This window comes from Clostridium sp. C8 (assembly GCF_001010885.1).
Taxonomy (GTDB): domain Bacteria; phylum Bacillota; class Clostridia; order Clostridiales; family Clostridiaceae; genus Clostridium; species Clostridium sartagoforme.
This window is the reverse complement of the sequence record NZ_LBMX01000012.1, coordinates 231,873-243,028: the sequence shown is the minus strand read 5'-3', so window position 1 is coordinate 243,028 and position 11,156 is coordinate 231,873. Positions and strand designations below refer to the sequence as shown.

At 28.2% G+C, this 11,156-nt stretch carries 9 protein-coding genes; 1 reads left to right on the top strand and 8 read right to left on the bottom strand.

Annotation, left to right across the window (positions count from 1 at the left end; genetic code table 11):
- Nucleotides 1-70: 70 nt before the first annotated feature.
- Nucleotides 71-1,366, bottom strand: a complete 1,296-nt coding sequence (locus AAT22_RS02755) for a M18 family aminopeptidase (RefSeq protein WP_016205670.1) — start codon at nt 1,364-1,366, stop codon at nt 71-73.
- A gap of 718 nt (nt 1,367-2,084) precedes the next feature.
- Here AAT22_RS02755 and AAT22_RS02750 point away from each other — a divergent pair.
- Nucleotides 2,085-3,263 (top strand): cation diffusion facilitator family transporter, encoded by a 1,179-nt coding sequence (locus AAT22_RS02750; RefSeq protein ID WP_047000175.1) that lies wholly within the window; start codon nt 2,085-2,087, stop codon nt 3,261-3,263.
- 186 nt (nt 3,264-3,449) lie between these two features.
- Here the strand turns inward: AAT22_RS02750 and AAT22_RS02745 are convergent, their stop codons facing one another.
- The 7 genes from AAT22_RS02745 to AAT22_RS02715 form a co-directional block, all read right to left on the bottom strand.
- Nucleotides 3,450-4,397: a BadF/BadG/BcrA/BcrD ATPase family protein gene (locus AAT22_RS02745; RefSeq protein WP_047000174.1), complete on the bottom strand. Its 948-nt coding sequence runs from the start codon at nt 4,395-4,397 to the stop codon at nt 3,450-3,452.
- 14 nt (nt 4,398-4,411) lie between these two features.
- Complete coding sequence (locus AAT22_RS02740; protein WP_047000173.1) at nt 4,412-5,506, bottom strand: MupG family TIM beta-alpha barrel fold protein; 1,095 nt, start codon at nt 5,504-5,506, stop codon at nt 4,412-4,414.
- Between the two features lie 67 nt (nt 5,507-5,573).
- On the bottom strand, nt 5,574-6,911 hold the full coding sequence (locus AAT22_RS02735; protein ID WP_047000172.1) for a PTS sugar transporter subunit IIC: 1,338 nt from the start codon (nt 6,909-6,911) through the stop codon (nt 5,574-5,576).
- Between the two features lie 67 nt (nt 6,912-6,978).
- Nucleotides 6,979-7,290 (bottom strand): PTS sugar transporter subunit IIB, encoded by a 312-nt coding sequence (locus AAT22_RS02730; RefSeq protein WP_047000171.1) that lies wholly within the window; start codon nt 7,288-7,290, stop codon nt 6,979-6,981.
- Between the two features lie 155 nt (nt 7,291-7,445).
- Nucleotides 7,446-7,778 carry a hypothetical protein gene (locus tag AAT22_RS02725; protein WP_047000170.1) on the bottom strand — a complete coding sequence of 111 codons (333 nt, stop codon included), beginning with the start codon at nt 7,776-7,778 and terminating at the stop codon, nt 7,446-7,448.
- Between the two features lie 38 nt (nt 7,779-7,816).
- Complete coding sequence (locus tag AAT22_RS02720) at nt 7,817-8,134, bottom strand: PTS lactose/cellobiose transporter subunit IIA (RefSeq protein ID WP_047000169.1); 318 nt, start codon at nt 8,132-8,134, stop codon at nt 7,817-7,819.
- A 396-nt stretch (nt 8,135-8,530) separates the two neighbouring features.
- Nucleotides 8,531-11,050: a tetratricopeptide repeat protein gene (locus tag AAT22_RS02715; RefSeq protein ID WP_047000168.1), complete on the bottom strand. Its 2,520-nt coding sequence runs from the start codon at nt 11,048-11,050 to the stop codon at nt 8,531-8,533.
- Between the last annotated feature and the right edge of the window lie 106 nt (nt 11,051-11,156).

Sequence of the window (11,156 nt, the reverse complement as noted above, 5' to 3'; positions counted from 1 at the left end):
CACTAATGCGACAGCTCCTTGAGTAATTGTTTGTATTTAATTACTAATATTTAAATCTAAGTCATATATATTAAGAATTATAGAATTCAGTAAATAACTTTATAGTATAGGAATTATCTTTTACTGATGCTAATTCTCTTATTGAGTGCATTGAAAGTAAAGGTGCACCCATATCCATAACAGGAATTGTTAATAATGATGATGTTATAGGGCCTATAGTTGTTCCTCCTCTAACATCTGATCTGTTAAAGAATTTTTGATATGGAACTTCTGCTTTTTTGCAAAGTCCTTCAAAAATAGCTGCATTATAACTATCTGTACTATAGCTTCCTGAAGCAGCAGTCTTTAATACTGGTCCTTCACCTAAAACTGGTCTATTTGTTGGGTCATGTTTTTCTTCGGCATTTGGATGTACTGCATGAGCTAAATCAGCTGAAATCATTATTGAATTTGCTAATGCTCTATGCATTCCTTCTCTATCTTTTCCTAATGATAAAGTTATTCTTTCTAAAATATTTAATAATAATGCTGAGTTTGCTCCTTGAGCTGTAAGACTTCCTATTTCTTCATTATCCATACAAACCATAACCTTAGTTGATTTGTTTACTTTACTATCTATTAAAGCTTGAATTCCTGTATAAACCATCCACATATCATCTAATCTACCAGCTGATATAAACTCTTCATTTAATCCTATTAAAGCTCCCTTTTCTACTTCATATAATCCTAAATCAAATCCTAATATTTCATTTGCATCAACTTTTAATTCATCAGCTAAGACATTAACTAAGAATCCATCTTTCTCAAACTTATCATTTATAAGGCTTAATAAAGGTAATGTATCTTTTTGTTTATTTATATTAAACCCTTCATTTACTGTTCTATTCATATGAATAGCAACACTTGGTATTATAAGAAGCGGCTTATTAATATTAACAAGCTTTACTTCTGGCTTTAAAGATGATTGTCCTTTTAATGTTACTTTTCCTGCTAAACCTAAAGGTCTATCAAACCAAGTATAAAGTATAGGGCCGCCATAAACTTCAGTATTTAACTTTAAATACTTTCCTTCTGAAACCATTTCTGGATTTGCTTTTACTCTAAATCCTGGTGAATCAGTATGTGCTCCTATTAATTTAAATCCATCTTCTTCAACATCTCCATTCCCAATAATGAATGCAATAAGTGCTGAATCATTTTTTATAACATAATACTTACCCTCTTTTTGTAAGTTCCATTTTTCACTTTCTTTTACTTCACTAAAACCATTTAAATCTAATCTTTCTTTTATAGTTTCAACTGAGTGATATGCTGTTGGACTCTTATATAAAAAGTCTACTAAATCTAATGCTAATTCTCTTTCCATTTGTTTACCTCCAGTTTGTAAAATTTTGCGAAGCAAAATTTCTAGTGCACAGTTCACAAGGCACAGTTCACAGTTTATGATAAAACTACTTCGTAGTTTCTGAATTTTAAGTTATATCAACTCTTAAATTGTTGATATAACAATTTCTTAATTCAGCAAAGCTGAATTGTTCGCTGTTCCCTGTTCCATGTTACCTATTACCTGTTCCCTGTTCCCTGTTACCTGTTACTTATTACCTGTTACTTTATTCCCAGAACTGTGAACTGTGAATTGTGTGCTGTAAACTATATAAATTGTTTCGCAAAATAAATCTATTTATAACTTTTATTATAATTGAACTTAGTAAATTTTAATATACCTTTTTTATATCTTAAATCTACTTAACTTTAACTTCTTTTAAATTTTATTGTAATTGAAATTAGTAAATTTTAGTATATAATAATTCTTATATATTTCAATTAATAATAGGTTAAATTTAAAATATAATAATATGAATCTGTTTTATATTTTAAATTTAAGAATATAAAGTTAATTTATTTTTAGTAACTCGAAGAACATTACATCAATAATTATATATTTTATTTGTTACCTGTTACCTGTTTACCTGTTACCTGTTCCCTGTTCCCTGTTCCCTGTTACTTATTATACCTGTTTCCTAAAAAAGTTTGAATATATAAATAACTACTTGGGAAAATATTATATAGATAGGAGTGATACTGTGATTTCTAATTTTTTAGTTAAGTCATTTGTTAAAAATAATGAAGATACAAAAAATCCAAAGGTACGTAATTCTTATGGTACTTTAGGTGGAGTTATTGGAATTATAATTAATTTTATTTTGTTTGTAATAAAATTTTCAGTTGGTATGCTAGTTGGATCAATTGCGATTTCTGCAGATGCCTTTAATAATTTATCTGATGCTGCTTCATCTATAATTACTATTATTGGTTTCAAAATGTCAAACAAGCCTGCTGATGCGGAGCATCCATTTGGACATGGTAGAATAGAATATTTATCAGCGCTTTTAGTTGCTTTCATGGTAATGCTTGTTGGTGTACAATTTGTTAAATCCTCTATTGAAAGAATTATGAATCCCGAAGTTATAACTTTTGAATTGATACCATTTATCTTGCTTTTAATTTCAATTGGATTTAAAGTATGGCTTTCAACCTTTAATAGATTTATAGGAAACAAAATTAATTCTTCTGCATTAAAAGCAGCTGCTACAGATGCTTTAGGTGATGTTTTTACTTCCAGTACAGTTGTAATCTCATTTTTATTTGCTAAATTCACAAGTCTTCCTATAGATGGATATATTGGTATATTTGTGGCACTAGCGATTTTATATGCTGGCTTTGGATTAGTAAGAGAAACTTTAAATCCCTTACTTGGAGAAGCACCAGATCCTGAACTTGTAAATGAACTATGTGAAAAAATATTAGCTTATCCACTTATATCAGGAGTTCATGATTTAATAGTTCATAACTACGGTCCTGGAAGAATTATAGCTTCATTACATGCTGAAATTCCAGCTGATGTAGATATAATGGAAATTCATAACGTAATAGATAAAGCTGAGCGAGAGATATCTGCGGATTTAAATTTACATTTAGTAATTCATATGGATCCAATTTGTGTTCTTACAGATGAAATAAAAGAAACTTGGGATTACGTTGAAAAAATTCTTAGAAAATATCCTGAAATAAAATCAATGCATGATTTTAGAATAGTTGGTGAAGGCGATATTAAAAACTTGATATTTGATATAGTCTTAGAAGCTTCAGAATCAGGAAATAAGAAAAAACAAGAAAAAATGATAGCTGATATAAAGACATCTATAAAAAAAGAACATCCACAATACAATTGTGTAATCACTGTTGATTATGATTTTATGTAATTAATAATGGAAAATGAAAATTCATTTTAAATAAATATTTGAAATTTCAGTGAAAGAATTAAGAAATAAATGCCTTGAAATTTTAAAAAATAAAAAGAGAAATTCGGAAGAATTTCTCTTTTTATTTACATAACTTCTTCATTTTTTCCTATAATTCAGATTACCTAAATTATTTTTTTGAATTTCTCATTCTTTCATTTTTATTATGATTTCTTTAGTAATCTTATTTCCTGAATTAATATATGCAAGCAAACATGCACCCAAATCTGGATCTAACTGTGGCTCTACTAACTCAATATTGCATCCTTTTAAGTTTTCTCTTAATGGTTTTAGAATTAAATCTCCACTTTTGAATACTCCGCCTGTATATGATACTTTTACTACATTTTTATCATAATTTTTTGCTAATGTTCTTATCATTTGTGAAAGTTCTATAGCAGCTTCATTAAATATTGCTATTGCACCCTCATCTCCTGATTTTGCAGCATCAGAGCATAATTTAGCAAGCTTTGCTATTTCACCTCTATCACCTTTTAATTTTTCATTTACATAAGAAACTATTTCAAAATCTGTCTTTAATCCAAGTTCCTTTTTAAATATTTCATATAATGGTGCTTTTTCTAATCTTCCATCACTTTGTTTGCTAAATAAAGCTAATGCTTTTTTACCTATCCAATATGCTGAAGCTTCATCACCTATAGAGTAGCCCCATCCACCACATCTTAAGACTTTTTCATCTTTTAATGCTAATGCTATTGAACCTGTACCAGCGACAACATTAATACCATCCTCGCCTGCTAATGCACCTGCTATTGCAACTCTTACATCATTATTTAAGATATAATCCATTTTACTAAATACTCTAGAAACAACCTGTGCTATTCCTTCTGCAATTTCTTTTACTATTCCATAGCCAGCTAATCCTAAATAACTTTTTGTAATTTCTTCTTTAGAAATATTACTAGACTTTATTATTTCTTCTAATCCTTCTGTTAATAATATCTCTAGATTAGTAAATCCTATTTGAGCTGGATGACAAGTTCCCTTTATAACTCTATTAATAACTTTTCCATTTTCATTTATTAATGTGAAGCATGTTTTAGTACCGCCACCATCTATCCCTAAAAAATACATAAATTAACCTCCAATTACTTGATTAAGTTGAAGTTGAATTTTTGCCATGGTTTTATATAATCTAAAATAAATATTTCATCTTCTTTAATATGTCCTACAACATTAGATTTTCCACTATTCTTCATATCACTTAATGCAATTTGAAGTTCGCCAGCATAATGACCATATTCACTGCTCTCTATTACTATATCACCTCTTTTTATTATTTCTGGTGCATTAAATAGTTCAAACTTATGTCCTTTATACTTAACTCTGCTTTGTGTTGATCTAATTAAATTATCTGAAAAGTCTCCACGATTAAAGTGCTTTTCTTCAAATAATATTTTTCTTTCTATTTCTGGGGTAGACTCTTCAAGATAAACATCGAAGGTTACCATATCTTTTCTCATAGTACCTAGCTTTTTCATTTCTTCTTCTGTAGGATAACAATTTGATATTATTATGTCATTTATATTACCTAAAGCTATTAAATGCTTTGCTTGAACTTCTATTGGTAAGTTACGATGAAGTTCTAATGTAGGAAGCCCATCTGTAACTGGCCAAGGACCAAATGTTCCTTCATTTTGACTTGTTATAAACGCAGCTGTTCTTAATCCATGCTTATTAAATCTTTCTGTACATTTCATGAAATGTTCAAAATTTAAACCGCTATATCTATGTGGATAGAAGTTATGACAAGCAATTAAATTATCTTTATTAGGCATATAATCAATTATTGTATCTATATAATTAGTATTATTACTCATATTGATTTCAATTTTAAGATTTTCATCATTAAAAGTCATTAATGATTCTTCTGAACCAGTGAATCCCATATCTAACCTAAGTCCATCTGCTCCAATTTCTTTAAAGAAGCTTAAATCTTTATAGCTTATTCCTAATTCGTCAAAAACTCTTGGACTTACATCTACTATAATTTCAAAGCCCTTCAATTTTGCATATTCATTTATTTTTTTAAATTTATTTTTTATATTTTCTTTAGTATCATTTACTGAAAGTAAACAGGAAAATATTCTACTAAATCCATATTCACTAGCTGTATCTATATATTTATATATTGCTTCCTCTGTTGTTTTTTCTGAGTAAATTGATATTCCTAACTTTCCCATATTGTTCACCTCTAAATTTTTTTAAAATAAAGTGGTGAATTTCTTCACCACTCTAATGATTCTTATTTTATTCAGCTATAGCTTCGCCTTGTTCTTCTTGTAATAACTTCTTATCATACATTTTAACAAATGGATAATAAATTACTACTGAAATTATTATACAAACTACATTTAGTACTGCCGCTCTCCAGTCATTTGTTGCTATAAATGCTCCAATTGGTCCTGGTAATGTCCAAGGTGCTGTTACTATAACTCTAGATACTAATCCTACAGATGTAGCAATCCATGCTAATGTTCCTGTTACTAATGGAGTAATTATAAATGGTATTATTAATGTTGGGTTTAAAACTACTGGTGCACCAAATATAATTGGCTCATTAATATTAAATATACCTGGAACTAAAGCAACTCTTCCTAGTTGTTTAGCATAACTTGATTTAGCAAATATCGCTAAACATATAACTAATCCTATTGTACATCCTGATCCTCCAATCCATATAAACCATTGGAAGAAAGGTTCTGCTGCTATTGCTGGTAAAGTTTGTCCAGCTGCTGCTGCAGTTGAATTTTGTTCTAATAAAACTAACCATAATGGTCTTGCAATAGATCCAACTATTGACACACCGTGGATACCAAATGACCAGAAGAATGTAACTAATAGTACTAATATCCAAACACTTGGTAATGTATCAGAAGCTGATACTAATGGTGCAACTAGCTTTCCAACAAATCCATGCCAATCAAATTTTGCATAGTAAGTTATTGAGCCTATTAATAAAACTATAATTGCTGCTGGTGTTAGCGCTTCAAAACTTCTTGCAACTGATGGTGGAACTTGTTCTGGCATTGAAATTTTAAATCCACTTTTATTTGTAAATCTAAATATTTCAACTGCAAGTATTGATACTATAATACCAACGAACATTCCGCCTCCACCCATGTTTGCCATAGGCATTTGGAATCCTTGAGGTACTCCTTGATACCATTTTAAAAGATCTGGATTTCCCTTAACTATTTCCATTAACTCTGGAGCTAATGCTGCTGCACTCTTTGGTACAAGTGTTAAGAAAAATGCTGCTGCTGATAATGTACCTCCAGTAACTCCGTCAAGTTTATAAGATCTAGCTAAACTATATCCTATTCCCCAACAAGCATAAATTGTCATAATATACATTGTCATTCTAAAAGGAAGTACTATTGTTGCGGCATTAGCCTTTAATGTTTTAGTAATTCCCCATGCTTCTGGAAGTGGTGGGTTTGCGATTATTAAGAAAAATGATCCAACAATGATTAATGGTAATGTAGCTATAATACCATCACGCACAGCACGCAAATGACGTTGCTCTGCTAATTTTGCCATTGGCGTAGATAATTTCTTATCTAAAAATTCAGCAAAATTGTTCATAAACTGATTCCCCCTTATAATAAATAAAATAAAATGAAAAGTAAATTTATTTAAAGCTTGTATAAAACTATTTAGCTTCTACAAGATCTTTAACTTGTTTTAATAGCTTTGGTCCACCTAATGGGCTATAAGCTTGAGGCTGTATTAATGCACATGGAACATTAGCTGCATCTGCATATTCTTTTAAATAATCAAAACGATGTCTAACTTGTGGTGCCACCATTGCTACGTCATAACCTTCTTTAACTTCTTCTTCAAATTCTTGTGTACTTACAGCTTTTACTTCCATTGATACACCATTTTTTTCTGCTTCTTTCTTTAGCGCATTTACTGCTATGGCACTTGACATTCCTTGTGAGCATACAAATAAAACTTTCATAAATAATACCTCCAATTTTTTAATTTTTCTAATTATTAGAATAATTTTTATAATATGAATTCTTTGTCTTTATTATAAATCGTTTTCAAAAATTATTCAATATTTTCTTTCATGTTTTTTTAAATTTTATGAAATTATGTTTCATAAGCCTTAAGTTATATGAAGAAATTTAAGTATTTCCATAAATATGATATAATTCCAAAAGAAAATGCAAAAAATGCATAGTTCATCCAAAAAGCTTTACAATATCCCTTTTTAGTTTCTATAAAATATCTTGAATAAGTAATAGCAAAACTTGTTATAAATGTATTTCCTAGCAATATACTAAAATTTGTACTTACACCTAAAGTACTTAAAATCATTGGTAATATTATGGTTCCAGTTATAGCTCCTAATAATATTACTAAAGCACTTTTATATCCAAAGGTTGGTATATTATAATCTGTTCTTTTGGCTTTTAAATCACTAACAACAGATTTTCTTCCCATAAGTTTAAATACCTCCTTTAACTATAAATTTCAAATTATTATTTATCTGCAATTTTTTTGTGTAACTTTATAATGTGTTCAATTAAAGTTTTGGCTTCAATTGCTGTCATTAAATGATCTTGAGCATGTACAAATAATACTGATACTTCTGTTTTTTCGCCTCTTGCTTCTGCTTGGATTATACTAGTTTGTATCTTATGTGCTTCTCCTAAGCATACATCTGCTTCTTTTAATAACTCTTCTGCCTTATCAAAGTCTCCATCTTCTGCCGCTGCTAAAGCTTCATAAGCTAATCCTTTTGCTGTACCACCTTGACTAATAATTTCAAATATTATTACTTCCATATCTTCTGCCATAATTATTACCTCCTGATATCGTTTTACATTTAAGTTGTATTATTTTACCTTAACTATAATTCTATTATACACTAATATTTTTTTATTTCAATATTTTTTTAATTTTTTGAAATTTTATTTTATTAAGATAATTATATTGTTAATTTTTAAATTTCTTCAATAAATATTTTTTAAATACATAATTATTATATTTTTTATCATTATATATTTTTTAGAATCATATAATTATATATTGGCATTAATGCTACATATGCTTAACATAATAAATTAATAATCAATATTTTATTAAAATTTCTAAGTATCTTATGAAAACTTCATGAAATTCCTTTTTATAAGATATATAAGAGACTTTATCAGAATTTATATTAAAATTCTGATAAAGTCTCTTCATTCTCTTTAATTGCTTATTCCATAATAAACTGACTTTTGCTTATATTTAAACAATTCAATTAAGTTACTTTTAGTTTTTTCCTCATTTTCATAATAATCTATTATATCTTTTATAGCATCATAGAATCCTAAATGTACACTTTTCTTTAACTGCTTAATTCCTTCTTTTATTAAACTGTAGTTATTATCTCTTTTACCTTGCTCTATTTTATTTTTTCCCTCTATGAAAATACTCTTTCCTCTATCAAGTTTATAATTTATTTTTTCTATAGTTTTCTCTAAATTTTCAAACTCATCTATGCTTCTTCCTCTTTTATATAAATAATATTCTAAATTTGAATATGCTTTAGTTTCACCTAGGGAAATAGCCTTTAAATAATACTCTACTGCATCCTCTTCTTTTTTATCAAACAAATTTTCTTCTGCTAGCTCTCCTAAAAAATTGAAAGCTTTTCCTTCATCTAATATCAATAATTCTTCTATATATTTACCGGCCTCTTCTTTAGATGCCTGTACACCTATTCCCTTTAAATAATAATATGCTAATTTCAAGTTTCCTTCAACAATATTAATTTCCTTTAAAAGATATGCTCCCTCTAAAGCTTTTTTATAATTTTTATCTATTCCTATTCCTTTTTCATGAATCTCTATTATATTTAATAAAGCTTCTGTATTATAATTTTCTGCTGCATTTTTATACCATTCTATTGCTTCTCTTGAATTTGCTTTAACGAATATTCCATGTTTGTACCAATGCCCAAGCTTTATCATTGCCTTTTCAGATCCCTTTTCAGCTGCTTCTAAAAAGTATTTAAAGGCTTTTTCATTGTTTTTTTCTACACATGCTCCATAAACATGAAGTAATCCATAGTAATATATTGCTTCTACCATTTCATGTTCTTTAGCTGTAGTTATATATTCTAACAATTCATCTTCATTTATTTTCTTTTCATTTACTAAATCTAGTAAGTATTCGCTTGCAAGAGCCTCTGCTGCATTATAAGAACCTTTATCATAAGCCAATTTTAAATATTTTATTCCTTTTTTTCTGTCATCCTTTAGATATGCTATACCTATAACATAAAGTGAGTGTGGATCTTCACTTTCTGTAGCTAACTTCATATAAGTTAATGCTTTTCTTTTATCTATTTCAACTATTTCTCCATTGTAATACATTATTCCAAGTCTTTGAGTAGACTTCAAATCTCCATTATTATGTCCTTTTAAATAATTTAATAATGCCATTTCAAATTTATTTTCTTCTTCATATAATTTTCCAACTTTATAGTAAAGACTTGTATTACCTTCTTCTATACTTTTATCATATAATGAAAATGCTTTTTCCTTATCTTCATCTACATATAATCCCCAATAATACATGTCCCCTAGACTTTCTAAGCAACTAATATCATTTTTTTCTGCTCCCTTAGACAAATAAAAAAATGCTTTTTTATAATTAGTTTCTATATTATTACCTTCTAGATAGGATTGTCCTAAAATATAATAAGCATCTTCAAAATCGTTTTCCGCTGATTCCTCTAACCAATAATATGCTTTGAAATTACTTTGCTCACAGCCTTCCCCATTCTTATAAAGATAAGACAGTGCATATTGTGCTGGAGCAAAACCACTTTCTGCTGCTTCTTTGTACCACTTAAAAGAATATTCTAAATTCCTTTCTACTTCTTCTCCTGCAAAATACATATATCCCAGAGAATATTGTGAGAATGAATTTCCTTTTAAGGCAGCCTTCTTATACCAATATAAAGCCTGTTCTATATCCTTTTCTCCGCCATACCCTTTTTCATAAAAAAGTCCTAAATAACTTTCTGCATATTCGCTACCTTCTTCTGCTGCTTTTTCAAAGTATTCCTTAGCTTTGCAATAGTCTTTCTCAACATTCTTACCTAAATAATATAATTCTCCTGCTAGTAAATATTCTTCTGCTGAATTTATTTCATCATCTTCTTCATCTTCTTCAATTTCCTTTTGGTACTCAATTCCATTTATAGAATTTAACAAATCTGTGGAATAATTATTTTCATCTCTTTCATCATAATTTAAATATTCATTAAAAACATTTTTTTCAGCTTCACTTAGCTTATCATAGAAAAGAGAATAATCCTCCTCACCGCAGTTTATTACAAGCCATACGCATACTCTATAAATTACTTTTTCATCCTTTAATAAATCCTTATACTCTAATTTTTTTGATATATCCACATTGTCATCATTCAATATATCTCTTATATAATATAAATTTTCTAAATAATTTATTATATATTTCATAAGCTCATATGGAATTATATCTTTTCTAGATAAATATTCGATATTTTCTACAAGTGAATTTTCACTATTATAAAATAATTTATTATTTAAGTGGATTGTTATAATTATTTCCTTAAATACCTTAATTAGCCTTGAGCATATTACCTTTAAATCAGTCTCTTTTCTTATTTTTTCTAAAATATAATATAAATCCCTAAATTCAAGTAATAAAAAATTAAAGTCAAACTTAAGTTTCATTATTCCCCCATAAACTATATTTAATTTCTTACTACTATATTTATTTTCTTATTTCTTTTATAGAACAAAAAAAGGGATAGATATTATATTCTTTGCTCCGTCGCAA

Coding starts and splice junctions, on each gene's coding strand:
- AAT22_RS02755 (WP_016205670.1), bottom strand. CDS start 1,366: ATGGAAAGAGAATTAGCATTAGATTTAGTAGACTTTTTATATAAGAGT.
- AAT22_RS02745 (WP_047000174.1), bottom strand. CDS start 4,397: ATGTATTTTTTAGGGATAGATGGTGGCGGTACTAAAACATGCTTCACA.
- AAT22_RS02740 (WP_047000173.1), bottom strand. CDS start 5,506: ATGGGAAAGTTAGGAATATCAATTTACTCAGAAAAAACAACAGAGGAA.
- AAT22_RS02735 (WP_047000172.1), bottom strand. CDS start 6,911: ATGAACAATTTTGCTGAATTTTTAGATAAGAAATTATCTACGCCAATG.
- AAT22_RS02730 (WP_047000171.1), bottom strand. CDS start 7,290: ATGAAAGTTTTATTTGTATGCTCACAAGGAATGTCAAGTGCCATAGCA.
- AAT22_RS02725 (WP_047000170.1), bottom strand. CDS start 7,778: ATGGGAAGAAAATCTGTTGTTAGTGATTTAAAAGCCAAAAGAACAGAT.
- AAT22_RS02720 (WP_047000169.1), bottom strand. CDS start 8,134: ATGGCAGAAGATATGGAAGTAATAATATTTGAAATTATTAGTCAAGGT.
- AAT22_RS02715 (WP_047000168.1), bottom strand. CDS start 11,050: ATGAAACTTAAGTTTGACTTTAATTTTTTATTACTTGAATTTAGGGAT.